The organism is Streptomyces venezuelae (assembly GCF_008642315.1).
GTDB lineage: Bacteria > Actinomycetota > Actinomycetes > Streptomycetales > Streptomycetaceae > Streptomyces > Streptomyces venezuelae_D.
Genome location: NZ_CP029192.1, coordinates 3,376,662 through 3,392,551, shown reverse-complemented (window position 1 = coordinate 3,392,551; position 15,890 = coordinate 3,376,662). Strand labels below are relative to the sequence as shown.

Here is a 15,890-nt window from a genome sequence, read left to right as displayed (position 1 = left end):
TCCCACACACATGTTTCATGGGTCCGCATGTCGGCCCGCTGATCTCGGCGGGCCGTCGATCGATCCTGTGGGGGGACGAGTTGAAGAGATCTCTGGGCTTACGACGGGTGACGGGCGCCGCGCTCGCGGTGGCCCTCGGCTCGGCAGGACTGGTCGCCCTCGGAGCGCCCGCGGCATCCGCGGCGACACCCTCCGACGAGGCGGCGAAGCTGCCCATCGCGTCCTTCGGGGCGATGGTGGTCGACGACGCGCACGAGCGGGTCTACGTCACCGACGGGCGCAGGAGCGGTTCCGGGGCGAGCGAGGTCCTCGTCTACAACTTCCAGGGCCAGCGCGTCGGTTCGCTCGCCACCGACCAGCCGGCGTCCGGTATGGCGCTCAGCGCGGACGGCGCGACCCTGCACGTGTCGCAGTCCAACCGCATCCTGACGTTCGACACGGCGACGCAGACCAGGACCGGCGCCGCGGGCACGCCCTACGACGTGACCTGTGGCCGCGAGGTGGCGGTCGCGGGCGGCAAGACGTGGTTCACGGAGACGCCGTACTCCGGCTCCTCGTACTGCGACCGGCCCGACAACATGGCCCTGCTGTACGGGGTCAAGGGCACGTCGCCCGTCAACACCGGGTGGAACAGCCAGGGACGGCTGCGCCTGGAGGCGGGCCCCGGCAACCCCGACCGGCTCGTGATGGGGCAGGCGGGCGCGGGTCCGACGACCGACGCGTTCCTCACTACGTTCGATGCGAGCGGCGACAGTCTCGTGCGGGGCCCCTCGCGTCGGTTCGCCGACGCCGAGGGCAAGGGCGCGCTCGACCTGAAGGACATCGCGCAGAGCGCCGACGGCAGGCGCATCGCCGTGGCGGACGCGGCATACGGCACGCGGCTGCTCGACGCCGGTGACCTGGCGGACGCCCCGACGGGCTACCAGCCGCTGCCGGAGGGCGCGAAGGCGTCGGCGGTGGCGTTCAGCGGCGACGGGAAGTACGTGGCGCGGGGCGCGGCCGCCACCGGCAGCGCGGCGGACCTGCTGATCCAGCCCGCCGACCCGAAGGACGGCACCACGCCGCTGGAGTTCGCCTTCGAGGGCGACCTGGACGGGACGCGGGTCGTGCCGCAGGGGCTCGGCTGGGCCAAGGACGGCTCGCGGCTCTTCGCGGTGACCTCCGACGGCGGCAGCGGTCATTGGCTGCACGTCATCAAGCCGCCGGCCGCCCAGTACGACTCGCGCTTCACCGGCACCCTCACCACCACGCCCTCGAAGCCCGTCGTCGGCGAACCCGTCGGCATCCGCGGCAAGTTGGAGCTCGACGGGCCCGCACCCGCCGAGCCCGTGAAGGTCGCCGCGGTCCGCAAGGACGCCGACGGCACGCAGGAGGTGGCGGCCGCCAGGGTCGCGGCCGACGGCAGCTTCACCGTCCTCGACGTGCCGGACCGGGTCGGCGAGGCGACGTACACGCTGCGTTTCCTCGGCGACGTCACGCACCGCCCGGCCGAGGACGTCACGCTCACGGTGGACGTGGCCAAGGCCTCGACGGGGATCGAGCTGACCGCGCCCGCGGAGGCGACCCGCGCGGGCGGCGTCTCGATCACCGGCAAGCTGACCGGGCAGGGGCGCGCGCTGCCGTCCGGGATCGATCTGAAGGTGACGCGGACCGACCGGTTCGGCACGACGGGCGAGCTGACGTCGGCGGCGGTCGCGGCGGACGGCACGTTCAGCGTCAAGGACCTGCCCGGCAAGCGGGGCAAGACGCTCTACACGGTGAGCTACGCGGGTGACGCCCTGCACGAGGGTTCGTCCGCGACGGCGACCGTCAAGATCACCGCCTAGGCGGCCGGCACCCCCAGCTGTCGCCGTGGTGGGTGGCACCCGGTCCGTGGCCTCCCCGGCCGCGGACCGGGGCCGATCAGGAGGCGCCGACGAGGCGCGAGGCGTCCGCGTGGGCGTCCATGCGCTCGGCGGCCAGGATCGCCGCCGCGGTGTCGGCGCGGGACGCCGCCACCACCAGGGCGCGGCCCGCGAGGGCGTGGGCGCGCTGGTGCAGGGCGGAGATGTGGGGCTCGTGGACCGCGGCCGCGACGGCGGACCGTGGCGGGAGCGCGCCTCCGCGCAGCCGTGCCACCTGGAGCGCGAGGCGCTCGGCGGCGTCGTCGAGGGCGGCCGACGGGGACAGGGCGCGCAGCTCGTCGGTGAGGGCGAGCAGCGCCGCGAGGTGTCCGGCGAGCTGGATGTCCAGCTCCTCCTCGCGGGTGCGGTGCGGATAGCTCGCGTCGTCGGCCATCGTGTGGACCGACTTGGTGCGGATCGGCTCGTACATGGGATGGCCTCCAAACGGTTGCTTGAAAACCATCCTAGCTTAGATTCTGTCTAAAGTTGAGTCGGGGCCAGTCCTGGGCGATCGGTGCTGGTCAGAGCCGGTCAGGGCCGGATGTGGTCGTTCAGGGCTGGCTGTAGCCGTCCAGGAAGTTCCCGATCCGGGTGACCGCCTCCGCGAGGTCCGTCGCCGTCGGCAGTGTCACGACGCGGAAGTGGTCGGGCTCGGGCCAGTTGAAGCCCGTGCCGTGCACGACCATGATCTTCTCGGCCCGGAGCAGGTCGAGGACCATCTGCCGGTCGTCCTTGATCTTGAAGACCTTCGGGTCGAGCCGCGGGAAGAGGTACAGCGACCCCTTCGGCTTCACACAGCTCACGCCGGGGATCTGTGTCAGCAGGTCGTACGCCGTGTCGCGCTGCTCAAGGAGCCGGCCGCCCGGCAGCACGAGGTCGTTGATCGTCTGCCGCCCGCTGAGCGCCGCGACGACGCCGTGCTGGCCCGGCATGTTGGCGCACAGGCGCATGTTGGCGAGGATCGTCAGGCCCTCGATGTACGAGGACGCGTGCGCCTTCGGCCCCGAGATCGCCATCCAGCCGACGCGGTAGCCCGCCACGCGGTACGCCTTCGACATGCCGTTGAAGGTGAGGGTCAGCAGGTCCGGCGCGACGGAGGCGGTCGGCGTGTGCGTCGCGCCGTCGTAGAGGATCTTGTCGTAGATCTCGTCCGAGCAGACCAGCAGGTTGTGGCGGCGCGCGATGTCGGTGAGGCCGCGCAGCATCGCTTCGTCGTAGACGGCGCCGGTCGGGTTGTTCGGGTTGATGATCACGAGCGCCTTGGTGCGGTCGGTGATCTTGCGCTCGATGTCGGCGAGGTCCGGCATCCAGTCCGACTGCTCGTCGCAGCGGTAGTGGACGGCGGTGCCGCCGGACAGGGAGACGGCCGCGGTCCACAGGGGATAGTCCGGTGCCGGTACGAGGACCTCGTCGCCGTCGTCCAGGAGGCCCTGCATGGCCATCACGATGAGCTCGGAGACGCCGTTGCCGATGAAGACGTGCTCGACGTCGGTCTCGATGCCCAGGGTCTGGTTGTGCATGACGACCGCGCGGCGGGCGGCGAGGAGGCCCTTCGCGTCGCCATACCCGTGTGCGGTGCCGACGTTGCGGAGGATGTCCTCGAGGATCTCGGGCGGGCACTCGAAGCCGAAGGCGGCGGGGTTGCCGGTGTTGAGCTTCAGGATGCGGTGACCGGCCGCCTCCAGCCGCATCGCCTCCTCGAGCACCGGGCCCCGGATCTCGTAACAGACGTTGGAGAGCTTCGTCGACTGGATGACCTGCATGTCCGCGAGCTTACGGGCGGGTATCGCGTGCCGCCTCGTGTTTTCGGACACAAGGGATGTTCCGTGGGGCCTGGCGGAGCGTTCTGTTCCGCTCCATGGCGTCCTGTCAGCGGTCAGTTGTGTCCGTTTGTGGTCTTGTCCTGGCGGCGTGGCGCCCCAACAATGCGCATGACAACGCCGAAGGAACTTCGGTCACTTAGTCATCTGAGGGGACCCCCACATGAACAAGCCTCTCGTCGGTGCGTGCTTCGCGGCTCTGCTCATCGGAGCAACCGCGGCGCCCGCGACAGCCGTCGGCGACGAAGCGCCCGCACAGCCCAGGATCAAGGCCGTCACCCTCGCCGGAACGGTGGCGCTCAGCAACTGTTCCGGCTCCGTGGTCCGCGTGCCGAACTCCAAGCCCACCGACCCGGCCCTCGTCCTGTCCAACGGACACTGCCTGGAGAGCGGCTTCCCCGCACCGGGCGAAGTCATCGTCAACAAGGCCTCGTCCCGCAGCTTCACGCTGCTCAACGCCTCGGGCGGCCGTCTCGGGACCATCAGGGCCAGCAAGGTCGCGTACGGCACGATGACCGACACGGACATGTCGATCTATCAGACCACCAGCACCTACCAGGACATCGAGAGCCGGTACGGGATCAAGGCGCTGGAGCTGAACGCGGCGCGGCCCGAGCAGGGACGGAAGATCACCGTCGCGTCCGGGTACTGGAAGAAGCTGTACAAGTGCAGCGTCGACGGCTTCGCGTACCGCCTCAAGGAGGGGAACTGGACCTGGAAGGACTCGGTCCGCTACACCCCCGACTGCAAGACGATCGGCGGCACCTCCGGCTCCCCGGTGATCGACGACGAGACCGGCAAGGTCGTCGCCGTCAACAACACCGGCAACGAGAGCGGCGAGCGCTGCACGGACAACAACCCGTGCGAGGTCGACGAGAACGGCAAGGTCACCGTGCGCGAAGGCATCAACTACGCGCAGCAGACCTACTGGATCGTGCCGTGCGTCGGCGCCGGCAACAAGATCGACCTGAGCCGCGCGGGCTGCCAGCTGCCGAAGCCCTCCGTCAGGCGGTAGTCACCGGTCACTGCTGCGGGTGCTGGCCGGGAGTCGTTGCTCGAATTCTCGGACAGCACCCGCGTGTCAGGCCCTTCGCCGGGCGCCCCTCAGGCCGCCCGCACCAGCTCCGCCCTGCCGAACAGCAGGGCGTAGCCGGACGGCAGCAGGCCCAGCAGGCGGTCGACGAGCTCCTCGTCCACCGCCTGGGTCAGGGCGGTGAGGACGGAGCTGACGTCCCATCGGGCGGTGGCCGGGGTCGCACCCGGCAGGCACCGCGCCACGCTCTCCACGAACTCCGCGGCCGTGAGCGGCCGGGCGGCGGGGATGCGGTCCGCGACGAGCCGTGCGGCCTCCGGCGGCAACTGCCGTGCCAGCTCGGCCCGTACGTCCCCGACGACGTGGCCGCCGAGGGCGGACAGGACGACGCGTGTCACGCGCTCCGCGTCCGCCGGGCCGTCGTACCGGCCGGTCTCCCGCACCGTCTCGATGAGTTCGCTCCACCTCATCGTGCCGTTCTCCTCCGTCTCGTCCGTCGCGTCAGCCGTCGATCTGCCTGCGGTCGCCGCCGCCGCTGATGTGGATCTTCCGGGGCTTGGCCCGCTCGGCCACCGGGATGCGGAGCGTCAGGACGCCGGCCTCGTACGAGGCGTCGATGCGCTCGGTGTCCAGGGTGTCGCCGAGGAACAGCTGGCGGGCGTAGCTTCCGGTGGACCGCTCGGCCGCGATCATCTCCACGCCCTCGGGGGCGGGGGAGCGGCGCTCGGCCCGCACGTTCAGCACGTGGCGCTCGACGTCGAGGTCGATCGACTCGGGGTCGACGCCCGGCAGGTCGAAGTGGACGACGAATTCGTCGCCCTCGCGGTAGGCGTCCATCTGCATTCCCGCGGGGCGGGAACTGCTGAAGACCTGCTGGGCGAGTCGGTCGAATTCGCGGAACGGGTCGGTACGCATGAGCATCACGGGTCACTCCTCTCCTCGAAAGTTGGGTGCGATGCCCTACGCCTTTTTATATAGCTCACGGGGAGGAAAGTTGACAAGCCCCGACTCAAGGCGAGCCGGGGCCTGTCGTGGGGGACCCGTCGGCCACCCGGGTGGGAAGGGTCGGGGTCAGGAGTCGGAGTAGCTGAGGTCGCCCACGGTCCAGGCGCTCACGTCCGCCAGGGCGATGCGGTACATCCCGCCGGTCTCCGGCAGGCCCAGGCTGCCCTGGAGGATCCGGGCCAGGTGGAAGTGGAGATGGGTGGGCGACTTGGATTCCGGGGGCGGGCCGGAATCCGCCTCGGGGGACACGAACGCGGCGGCGAAGGGGCCGAGCCGGTCGGAGTCCTTCAGGACTTCGGCGACGCGCCGCCGCCACAGGGCCTCGGGGGCCAGCCGCCCCGTGATGACGGCACCGCCGACGACCACGGTGAGGGACATCTGATTGCTGTGCTCGGACTCGACCAGGGCGGCGATGTCGACGAGCAGCTCGTCAGGGATCGACATGACTGGTCAGTTTACCGAGGTGCGGACGGGTGGGGCGGGTCGGATACCTCTTCTTCGGGCACCGAAAATCTATCGTGGCTGAGGTAGACATGCGCGATCCCCGTGGTTAGAGTTCCTCATGTAGCCAGTGATGGTGCCCGCGACGAGAGAAACGGGTGCCGGGAGAGATGAGTGAGAGGAGTGGACGCCATCTGGATCGCCCGGGCGGGCACGCCGCAGTCCGGGTACCGCAGGCCCCGGATTGGAAGGTGGTCCCCGGTCACGCAACCGCGATCCCCGCAGCACCTGCCGAACGGGTGTTCCTGCGGAAACAGATAGCCGGCACGCAAGGTCGGTAGATGGTGAAAACCCCTCGGGGCCTGGTGCCGCACGGCACCAGGCCCCTCGACGCGTTCCAGAAAAGGTGCAGATGCCCCCAGAGAGTCCCTCGCGCGGCCACGACCGGTTCGACGACGACGACTACCCCGCCTACACGATGGGCCGGGCGGCCGAGATGATCGGCGCCACGCCCGGCTTCCTCCGGGCGGTCGGCGAAGCCCGTCTCATCACGCCCCTGCGGTCCGAGGGCGGTCACCGCCGCTACTCCCGCTATCAGCTGCGCGTCGCGGCGCGTGCCCGTGAGCTCGTCGACCAGGGCACGCCGATCGATGCCGCCTGCCGCATCGTCATCCTCGAGGACCAGCTGGAGGACGCGCTGCGGATCAACGAGGAGCTGCGTGGTTCCGCCGCCGGGTCCGAGGGGGCGCCCGCGCCCTGAGGCGACGCTGCGCCTGGCGCCACCAGATATCTGTGACGGCAAATGCAGAATTTCGGGTGACACGCTATGAGGGTTTATCCGTCGACCGGCGGAGTGATATGGAAAACCCTGCGGCGGCGGCCGGTGCGTGCTAGTGTCGTTATCAGTTGCAGTTGTGGTTTCCAAAGACTTCAAGTGCTCGGCCGGCATTCTGCGTCGGCGGGGCACTTTGTTTTGCCGGTCATGTCCGGACAGGGTAATCATCGCGGCGACGTGGAGTCCGCACAGTGTGGGCTTCCGGGCAAATGCCCCGAAGGAGATATGACATGGCTACTGGCACCGTGAAGTGGTTCAACTCGGAAAAGGGCTTCGGCTTCATCGAGCAGGAGGGTGGCGGCGCCGACGTCTTCGCCCACTACTCGAACATCGCCACCCAGGGCTTCCGTGAGCTGCAGGAGGGCCAGAAGGTGACCTTCGACGTCACGCAGGGCCAGAAGGGCCCGCAGGCCGAGAACATCGTTCCCGCCTGACGCTGACGCTCGCGCGTACTTCGTAGCTGGGGCCCGCACCTTGGGTGCGGGCCCCAGCTCGTTGTTTTTTCGGGGGTGACTCTCCCCGACGTATTTCCTGGCCGAATCCGGAATGATTTCCCGACGGCCGGGGATGCTTTTCATTTTCCCCGGCCGTTCCTGCGGTTCTCGGCACCGGACGGTGCCCGCTGAGAATTCCTCGACACGCGCCGCATCGAGGAAGGTTCGAGGTTTACATGAACCGCTCAACTCGCACGAACAGCCGGTACTCCCAGAACTTCAGGGGCTCCGGCGGCGGCCGGAGCCGTCGTCCCGCCGCGCCCCAGGGAGAGTTCACGCTGCCGGTCACCGTCACCCCGGCCCTGCCGCCCGTCGAGGACTTCGCCGCGCTCGGCCTGCCGGACGGCATGCTCTCGACCCTCACCGGACTCGGCGTCACCGCGCCCTTCCCGATCCAGGCGGCCACGCTGCCCAACACCCTCGCGGGCCGCGACGTCCTCGGCCGCGGGCGCACCGGATCCGGCAAGACCCTCGCCTTCGGCCTCGCGACGCTCGCCCGCACGGCGGGACAGCGCGCCGAGCCGCGCCGCCCGCTCGCCCTCATCCTCGTCCCCACCCGCGAGCTCGCCCAGCAGGTGACCGACGCCCTCACCCCGTACGCCAGGTCGGTACGGCTCCGTATGGCCACCGTCGTCGGCGGCATGTCCATCGGGCGGCAGGCCGGGGCGCTGCGCGCCGGTGCCGAGGTCGTCGTCGCGACGCCGGGACGGCTCAAGGACCTCATCGAGCGGCGCGACTGCCGCCTGGACCAGGTTGCCGTCACCGTCCTCGACGAGGCCGACCAGATGACCGACATGGGCTTCCTGCCCCAGGTCACCGAACTCCTCGACCAGGTGCGGCCCGACGGGCAGCGCATGCTGTTCTCGGCCACGCTGGACCGCAACGTCGACCTGCTGGTCCGCCGCTACCTCCAGGACCCCGTCGTCCACTCCGTCGACCCGTCCGCGGGCGCGGTCACCACGATGGAACACCACGTGCTGCACGTGCACGGCGCCGACAAGACCGCCGCCACGACGGAGATCGCCGCCCGCGACGGCCGGGTCATCCTCTTCCTCGACACCAAGCACGCGGTCGACCGGCTCACCACGCACCTGCTCAACAGCGGGGTGCGGGCGGCGGCGCTGCACGGCGGCAAGTCCCAGCCCCAACGCACCCGCACCCTCGCCCAGTTCAAGTCCGGCCAGGTCACCGCGCTCGTCGCCACGAACGTCGCGGCCCGCGGCATCCACGTCGACGACCTCGACCTCGTCGTCAACGTCGACCCGCCCGCCGACCACAAGGACTACCTGCACCGCGGCGGCCGCACCGCGCGCGCCGGCGGCTCCGGCAGCGTCGTCACCCTGGTCACGTCGGCGCAGCGGCGCGGCATGACCCGGCTGATGGCCGCGGCGGGCATCCGTCCGCACACCGCCGACGTGCGCTCGGGCGAGGCGGAGCTGGCGCGCATCACGGGCGCGCAGACCCCCTCGGGCACGCCGGTCACCATCCCGGCGCCGCCGAAGCCGACCTCCGACCGAGGCGGCCCCCGAGGCCGCCGCCCCCGCGAGGGCCGCGCCCGCCGCGCGTACGCGGCCCGCACCCGGACCGACACGGCGGCCTGAGGCCTAGGAGACGGGCCGGGCGGCACGGCAGCCTGAATCAGGACCCCGCCCGTGCCACCCGTCTAGAGCGCTGTCCGCAGCGGCCCGGGCCTCGTGAGGGCCGCGACGCCCGGCAGCCAGCCGAGTGCCACGCCCCACAGCGCGCCGAACAGGGCGCCGGTCAGGGGGAGCAGCAGCCATCCCCACAGGCCCGCCTCGACCATGCGGGCCGCGACCGTGCCGCGCCAGGCGCCTGCCACCGCCGTGCCCGCCATCAGCGCCGTCCAGCCCGCGAACAGGCGGCGGGCCCGGCCCGCTTCGGGGTGTATGCGCAGGTGGCAGCGCATACGGGCGGCGGCGGTCGCGATCAGGAGCAGGGCCGCGAAGTTCTCGCAGAGCTGCCAGGTCCAGTCCGTCGCGCCCAGTGGCGTCGCCCGCAGGCCGGGCAGGGCGAAGGGCACGCCGAGGGCGCTCGGGACCACCGACAGGCCCGCCCGTGCCGTGAACGCGGTCAGCAGGGTCTCGCTGCCGTGCGCGAGGACGAGCAGCAGGCAGACGCACACCACCACGGCCGAGGCATCCGTCCGGGCCCGCAACGCGTCGATCACCCTCGTCGTCCGCATGGCGCGCCACTGTAGGGCGCATCGGTTGCCGCGGACAGAGGTCCGCCCGGAAAAAGTGAACAAGCCTCAGGTCTGTTGCGGGACGGGTCCGGCGATCTACCATCCCGGCCATGAAGTCCCCTGCGAAACGGCGCACTTGGGCGCGCGGCGCGGTCGGCGCGGTCGTGCTCGCCGTCGCGGCGGGGCTGCTGGTCGCCGTCGGGCCGCAGGGTGCGGGCGCCGCGCCCGCCGACACCGCGAGCGGTCACCGCTGGATCACCGACCGGCAGGGGCGCGCCCTGGTCCTGCGCGGCCTGTCCACGGCGAGCAGCGCCAAGCAGGCGCCCGACGGCCTGCCGTGGATCGAGGAGAAGGACGTCGTACGCGAACGGCGCGAGCTGGGCACGAACTTCGTCCGCTTCCTGCTCCAGTGGCGCAAGGTCGAGCCGTCACCGGGAACGTACGACAGGACGTATCTGCGGCAGGTCGCCGAGCGGGTGCGCTGGTACGGCGAGCGGGGACACCACGTCCTGCTCGACATGCATCAGGACCTGTACGGGCCGCGTGTCGGCGGCAACGGAGCCCCGGCGTGGGCGACCGAGACCGACGGGCTGACCTCGGCACCCACCGACCCCTGGGAACTCGGCTACGCCGAACCGGGGACCGTCCGCGCCTTCGACCGTTTCTGGGGGACGGTCGAAGGCGGCGGGCGTGATCTGCGCGGGTACTACGTGGGCGCGCTGCGGGAAGTCGCCCGGTACTTCGCCGACGACGACACGGTCATCGGGTACGACCTGATGAACGAGCCCTGGGGCGGCAGCGTGCAGGGCCCCGCCTTCGAGGCAGGACCGCTCGCGCGGCTCTACCAGGACGCCATCGACGCGATCCGCACCGTCGACCGCGACCACTGGCTCTTCGTCGAACCGTCCGCCATCGGCTCCAACTGGGGCTTCGCGACCGGCCTTCCGCGCCTGGACGACCCGCGCGCCGACGGTGAGGGCGGCCGTGACGGTGACGCGGCGCGCATCGCTTATGCGCCACATCTCTACCCCCTCCCCATGGACCTCGGCGGCGGCTACACCGGCAGCACCAAGGGGCAGGTCGACAGGTCGCTGCGGGCGTGGCGCGACCAGACCGAGAAGACCGCGCGGCGCCTCGGGGCGCCCGTCGTCATCGGCGAGTTCGGACTCGACGTGGGGCTGCCGGGTGCCATGGAGTACGTCGAGAAGGTGCAGCGCATGGCCGACGACATGGGGGCGGGCTTCGCCTACTGGTCCAACGACCCGGGCACGTGGGCGCCGTGGGACGCGAAGCTGAGGCCGACGCGGCTGCTCCCCGTCCTCGATCGCCCCGCGCCCCTTGCCATCGCGGGGGACCCGATCGCGTACCGCTGGGACGCGAAGCGGAAGGCGCTGACGGTGCGCTGGCGCGGAAAGACGGGTGTGCGGGGCGGAACGGAGGTGCGGCTGCCCGCCCGGCACTTCCCGAAGGGCGGTCGCGTGCAGGGCGGGGTGCGGCAGTCCTGGGACCCCAAGTCCCGTACCTTGACCCTCGGTTCGGGGCCCGGCACGCACTCTGTCCGCATCACACCACATGCGTGAAAGGGAAGAGTTCCCACCCCTTGTCCGCCCGCAACAGGGCCCCCAAGAATGCCCCTGACAATCGCACGACTGGCGTACGTCACGAGGGGGGCTCCACAGATGGGACAGAAGAGCAGAGCGGTCGCGGGCGGACTGCTGGCCCTCGCACTGGCCGGTGCGGGAGCGACACCGGCCGTCGCGGGAAACGCACAGGGGGCGGATGGCACCCCGGCGAAGGCGGGACCCAAGACCAAGGCCGTCGACTTCGCGGGGACGGTGGCGCTCAGCAACTGTTCCGGCTCGGTGGTCCGCATGCCGAAGTCCAAGGCGGGCGACCCGGCGCTCGTCCTCACCAACGGCCACTGCATAGAGACGGGTTTCCCCGGTGCCGGTGAGGTCATCGTCGACCAGCCGTCCACCCGTACCTTCAAGCTGCTGGACGCGAAGGCCAACGACGTCGCCACGCTCAAGGCGTCGAAGGTGTCCTACGCGACCATGACGGACACCGACATCACGATCTACCAGCTCACCGAGACCTACGGCGACATCACGAAGAAGTACGGCATCAAGCCGCTGGAGCTGGAGGACGACCACCCGGTCAAGGGGCGCGCCATCACGGTCGTCTCCGGCTACTGGAAGAAGACCTACAGCTGCAACATCGACGGTTTCGTGTACCGGATGAAGGAGGGGGAGTGGACCTGGAAGGACTCCGTCCGCTACACCCCCGCCTGCCAGACCATCGGCGGCACGTCCGGGTCGCCCGTCATCGACCACAAGACCGGGAAGGTCACCGCGGTCAACAACACGGGCAACGAGGACGGTGAGCGCTGCACCCTGAACAACCCCTGTGAGATCGACCGCAAGGGCAAGGTGACGGTGCGGCAGGGCATCAACTACGCGCAGGAGACGTACGGGATCGTGCCGTGCGTCGGCAAGGCGAGCAAGATCGACCTGGGCCGCAAGGGCTGCAAGCTGCCGCGGCCGGCGGCCACGGCCACGAAGTAGCCGCCGGGCGGGTTCCGGTCAGTGGGTCCGGCGTACGGAACGTCCCGCGAGGACGTCCGTGCGCCGGCCGTCCCGCATCACGAACCGGCCGTCGATCAGCACGTGGGGGATGCCGGTCGGCAGCGTACGAGGAGCGTCGAAGGTGGACCCCGCCGCGACCGTGTCCGGGTCGAAGAGGACGAGGTCGGCGCGGTAGCCCTCACGGACGACGCCCCGGTCGGGCAGGCGGAGCCGGGCGGCGGGCCGGGACGTGAGGTGCGCGACGGTCTCCTCCAGGGACATCACGCCGAGCTCCCTTGCGTACTTTCCGAGGTACTGCGGGAACGTGCCGTACGCGCGCGGGTGCGGCTTGAACCCCTGCAGGATGCCGTCGCTGCCGCCCGTGTGCACGCGGTGCCGCATGATCTCCTGCACGTTCTCCTCGTGACCCACGTGCTGGAGAATCGTCGACCCGAGATTGTCGTTGAGCAGCAGCCGGCGGGCCGTGACCCACGGCTCCTCGCCGCGCTGGGCCGCGGACTCGGCGATGGTCTTGCCGACGCAGGAGGCGAGCCCGGGGTCGCTCACGCCCGAGATCTCGATGGTGTCCCACTCGATGGGCACGCCGTGGCAGCCGTCCGCGCCGATGACCTCCATATGGTGGCGGATCTTCTCGGCGGTCGAGTCGTCCAGGAGCCGGGCGCGGATCGCGTCCGGGCCGCCCTCGCTCGCCCAGCTGGGCAGCATCGCCACGAGGGTGGTGCAGCCGGGGGTGTAGGGATACGTGTCGAGGGTGATGTCGGCGCCGTCGGCGAGGGCGGCGTCGAGGAGGGTGAGGAGGTCGGGGGCCTTCCCCTTGTTCACACCGAAGTTCATGGTGGCGTGGGCGAGGTGGAGGGGGCAGTGCGCGGTGCGGGTGAGGCGCACCATCTCCTCGTACGCCTGGAGGGCCCCGGCTCCGTAGCTGCGGTGGTGGGGGCAGTAGTACCCGTTGTGCGCCGCGACGACCCTGCACAGTTCGGTGAGCTCGGAGTCGTCGGCGTACATGCCGGGCGTGTACGTGAGCCCCGACGACATGCCGACGGCGCCCTCCCGCATGCCGTCCGCCACGAGCTGCCGCATGCGGTCCAGCTCGGCGGGGGTCGCCGGGCGGTCCTCCCAGCCCATCGCGTACATGCGGACGGTGCCCTGCGGGATGAGGTACGCGGCGTTCACCGCGATGCCGCGGCCGCCGTGGGCGGAGTCGAGGGCGTCGAGATATCCGCCGACGGTGCGCCAGGTGAAGTCGATGTCGCCGCCGTCGCCGTTCCAGCCGGTGATGGCCTGGCGGACCTGGGCGAGCGTGCGGTCGTCGACGGGGGCGTAGGAGAGGCCGTCCTGTCCGATGACTTCCAGGGTGACGCCCTGGGCCGCCTTCGCGGAGTGGTCGGGGTCGCGGAGGAGGGCGAGGTCGCTGTGGGCGTGCATGTCGATGAAGCCGGGGGCCAGTGCGAGGCCTTGGGCGTCGAGGTTGGCCTGCCCCGTGAGGCGGGGGCCTCTCTCCTCCCCCTCGCGGTGGATCGCGGTGATCCTTCCGTCCTGTACGCCGACGTCGGCGCGGTACGAGGCACCTCCGGTGCCGTCTATGACGCGTGCGTTCCGGATCACCAGGTCCATGGGGGGTGCCTTTCCTCTACGTCTGCGTTGGACTGCGGCTGGTCGGTGGTGCACCCGGCCTCCGGCCGGGTTTTCCGTTCCCACCCGCACCACCCGTGCGACTTTCGTCGTCGGCTGCGGGTGGCCCCGGTGGGACGGACCCGCCGCGGGCGGCGAACGGTGGCGGGGCGACGCCTGTGCCCACCCCGCGGTGCGGGGTGAACGGGCGGGTGGGCGGGTGCGATCCGCCGCGGAGCGGCGGTTCAGGGCCCACCCGCTGCCAGCGGGAGACACCCGGAGCCGACCGCCCCCGGCTCCCACGCCCACCCCGCGATGCGGGCTGAACGGACGGGCCCGCCCCGGGCCCCTACGTCCACCGCGTGGTGCGGGGTAAACGGGTGGGTGGGGATCCGCCGCGGAGCGGCGGGCTGGGGATGCCCGCCCCGGGCCGCAGCACGGGGCGAACGGCTGGGTGTGGATCCGCCGCGGAGCGGCGGGGCAGGGGCGCCCCCCACGGGTGTGATCCGCCGCGGAGCGGCGGGACAGGGGGCCGCCCAAGACCCCCCGGTCAGAAATACGTTCGGATGTAGTCCACGACCGTCCCATCCCCCTCCACCAGAGGAATCAACTGCCACTTGTCGAACGCCGTGCAGGGATGCGAGAGCCCCATGCCCAGCCAGTCGCCGACGGCGAGGTCCGCCTCCGGTGACGTGCGGAGCCAGCCGTGCTGGTCGGACAGGCCGGTGACCGAGATCCCCGTCGCCGCCCGCTCCACGCCGTCCCGGCGGACGACCTGCGCCTCGGGCAGGTCGAGGTCGTACGCCGCGTCCCGCTTGCCCGCGTTGGTGAACGCCTGCTCCGCGGAGGGCCGCGACACGACCTGCGCCCAGAGCCGGAACGCGGGTTCGAGGGCGCCCTCCTCAGGGACCCGGTTGAACGGGGTCAGGTGCTTGTAGTGGCCGTCGTCATGTGACACGTACGCGCCGGAGCGCAGGAGCTTCAGGACGGGCCGCGACAGTTCGGGGATCTCCGCGAAGACCGACGCGACCGCGTCGAACCACGCGCTGCCGCCCGCGCTGACCACGACCTCCGGAAGATCGGCGAACCGCCCGGACTTGTCGAACTCGACGAGCAACGAAACAAGCCGGCGCAGCCACGCCGTCACCGTCTCGCTCGACGCCTCCGGCACCTCCCCCTCGTACCCCGCGACGCCCACCAGCCGCAGCGTGTCCGCGGCGGCGACCGCGTTGGCGATGTCGAAGCGCTCGGCCTCGGTCCGCGCTCCGGTCCGCGCGCCGTCACCCGCGGCGAGCTCCACGACCACGTCCACCGGACGGCTCGCGCCCGCCTCGCCGAGGGCGGCGTGCATGAGCTCGACGCCGCGTACGGAGTCGACGTAACACACGAAGCGGAAGGAGGGATCCGAGTTCAGCTCGCCCGCGAGCCAGCGCAGCGCCGCCGCGTCGACGAGTTCGTTGGCGAGGAAGATCCGCTCCACCCCGAACTTCCGTGCCACGCGCACCTGGTGGGGCACGGCGAGCGTGATGCCCCAGGCGCCGCGCTCCAGCTGGCGGGCGAAGAGCTGCGGGGCCATCGAGGTCTTGCCGTGGGGTGCGAACGCGAGGCCGTGGCGTTCGGCGTACGTCTCCATGAGGGCGAGGTTGTGCTCGAGGCGTTCGGCGGAGAGCGCGAGGACGGGTGTGGTGAAGCCGCCCGTGAAGAGGTTCCGCCGCTGGGCGGTGAGCTCGCCGACCGTCAGTCCTTCGGCGTCCGGAGGAAGCCCCTTGAAGCGGTGGTCCACTCGCTCGTCCGCGAGGGCGGTGTCGACGACGTTGTCGGCGGCCATGGGCGCCTCCTCCAGGAGTGCATTCAATTCAATGCGTTCAGTGCATTCAAGAGCTCGTTGCAACATGTGCAACGCTCATTGCGTATGTCGCTTACTGCTGTCTAACATCCGAGCCAACGCCGGGTCAACGGATCCGGAGAGCCGGTTAAGGG

The 15,890-nt window shown here is 70.9% G+C and carries 15 protein-coding genes; 7 read left to right on the top strand and 8 right to left on the bottom strand.

All coding sequences use genetic code 11. The features are described from left to right. The first annotated feature begins 17 nt into the window (after positions 1 to 17). Positions 18 to 1,826, top strand: a complete 1,809-nt coding sequence (locus DEJ48_RS14265) for an Ig-like domain repeat protein (RefSeq protein ID WP_223832043.1) — start codon at positions 18 to 20, stop codon at positions 1,824 to 1,826. A gap of 76 nt (positions 1,827 to 1,902) precedes the next feature. On the opposite strand, the gene DEJ48_RS14260 is transcribed toward DEJ48_RS14265, so the two are convergent. Together DEJ48_RS14260 and DEJ48_RS14255 are read right to left on the bottom strand one after the other, a co-directional pair. Further along, entirely contained in the window at positions 1,903 to 2,313 is a 411-nt protein-coding gene (locus tag DEJ48_RS14260) for a hypothetical protein (protein WP_150216479.1), read from the bottom strand. A gap of 121 nt (positions 2,314 to 2,434) precedes the next feature. Further along, positions 2,435 to 3,646 (bottom strand): pyridoxal phosphate-dependent aminotransferase, encoded by a 1,212-nt coding sequence (locus DEJ48_RS14255; protein ID WP_150216478.1) that lies wholly within the window; start codon positions 3,644 to 3,646, stop codon positions 2,435 to 2,437. Between the two features lie 220 nt (positions 3,647 to 3,866). Between DEJ48_RS14255 and DEJ48_RS14250 the strand changes: the two genes are divergently transcribed. Then, on the top strand, positions 3,867 to 4,718 hold the full coding sequence (locus tag DEJ48_RS14250; protein ID WP_150216477.1) for a serine protease: 852 nt from the start codon (positions 3,867 to 3,869) through the stop codon (positions 4,716 to 4,718). Between the two features lie 89 nt (positions 4,719 to 4,807). Here DEJ48_RS14250 and DEJ48_RS14245 read toward each other — a convergent pair whose 3' ends face one another. The 3 genes from DEJ48_RS14245 to DEJ48_RS14235 all read right to left on the bottom strand — a co-directional run bounded on the left by DEJ48_RS14245 (position 4,808) and on the right by DEJ48_RS14235 (position 6,185). Next, complete coding sequence (locus tag DEJ48_RS14245) at positions 4,808 to 5,206, bottom strand: DUF2267 domain-containing protein (RefSeq protein ID WP_150216476.1); 399 nt, start codon at positions 5,204 to 5,206, stop codon at positions 4,808 to 4,810. 31 nt (positions 5,207 to 5,237) lie between these two features. Further along, on the bottom strand, positions 5,238 to 5,657 hold the full coding sequence (locus DEJ48_RS14240; RefSeq protein WP_150216475.1) for an Hsp20/alpha crystallin family protein: 420 nt from the start codon (positions 5,655 to 5,657) through the stop codon (positions 5,238 to 5,240). A gap of 150 nt (positions 5,658 to 5,807) precedes the next feature. Further along, entirely contained in the window at positions 5,808 to 6,185 is a 378-nt protein-coding gene (locus DEJ48_RS14235) for a hypothetical protein (protein WP_150216474.1), read from the bottom strand. A 409-nt stretch (positions 6,186 to 6,594) separates the two neighbouring features. Between DEJ48_RS14235 and DEJ48_RS14230 the strand changes: the two genes are divergently transcribed. The 3 genes from DEJ48_RS14230 (at position 6,595) to DEJ48_RS14220 (ending at position 9,112) form a co-directional block, all read left to right on the top strand. Then, on the top strand, positions 6,595 to 6,942 hold the full coding sequence (locus DEJ48_RS14230; protein ID WP_150216473.1) for a MerR family transcriptional regulator: 348 nt from the start codon (positions 6,595 to 6,597) through the stop codon (positions 6,940 to 6,942). Positions 6,943 to 7,247: 305 nt separating this feature from the next. Then, a complete protein-coding gene (locus DEJ48_RS14225) occupies positions 7,248 to 7,451 on the top strand; it encodes a cold-shock protein (RefSeq protein WP_055568178.1) in 204 nt (67 codons plus the stop codon). A gap of 236 nt (positions 7,452 to 7,687) precedes the next feature. Then, positions 7,688 to 9,112: a DEAD/DEAH box helicase gene (locus DEJ48_RS14220; protein ID WP_150216472.1), complete on the top strand. Its 1,425-nt coding sequence runs from the start codon at positions 7,688 to 7,690 to the stop codon at positions 9,110 to 9,112. Between the two features lie 62 nt (positions 9,113 to 9,174). On the opposite strand, the gene DEJ48_RS14215 is transcribed toward DEJ48_RS14220, so the two are convergent. Then, positions 9,175 to 9,714, bottom strand: coding sequence for a hypothetical protein (locus DEJ48_RS14215; protein ID WP_150216471.1), 540 nt, complete (start codon positions 9,712 to 9,714; stop codon positions 9,175 to 9,177). Positions 9,715 to 9,824: 110 nt separating this feature from the next. Between DEJ48_RS14215 and DEJ48_RS14210 the strand changes: the two genes are divergently transcribed. After that, the gene (locus DEJ48_RS14210; RefSeq protein ID WP_150216470.1) at positions 9,825 to 11,294 is read left to right on the top strand and encodes a cellulase family glycosylhydrolase; all 1,470 of its coding nucleotides are present in this window, start codon (positions 9,825 to 9,827) and stop codon (positions 11,292 to 11,294) included. Between the two features lie 99 nt (positions 11,295 to 11,393). After that, entirely contained in the window at positions 11,394 to 12,278 is an 885-nt protein-coding gene (locus DEJ48_RS14205; protein WP_150216469.1) for a trypsin-like serine peptidase, read from the top strand. Between the two features lie 18 nt (positions 12,279 to 12,296). Here the strand turns inward: DEJ48_RS14205 and DEJ48_RS14200 are convergent, their stop codons facing one another. Both DEJ48_RS14200 and DEJ48_RS14195 read right to left on the bottom strand, forming a co-directional pair. Beyond that, positions 12,297 to 14,498 (bottom strand): N-acyl-D-amino-acid deacylase family protein, encoded by a 2,202-nt coding sequence (locus DEJ48_RS14200; protein WP_263399442.1) that lies wholly within the window; start codon positions 14,496 to 14,498, stop codon positions 12,297 to 12,299. After that, positions 14,461 to 15,738, bottom strand: a complete 1,278-nt coding sequence (locus DEJ48_RS14195; protein WP_150216467.1) for an amino acid deaminase — start codon at positions 15,736 to 15,738, stop codon at positions 14,461 to 14,463. The genes DEJ48_RS14200 and DEJ48_RS14195 overlap by 38 nt, the downstream gene beginning before the upstream one ends. Positions 15,739 to 15,890 lie beyond the last annotated feature (152 nt).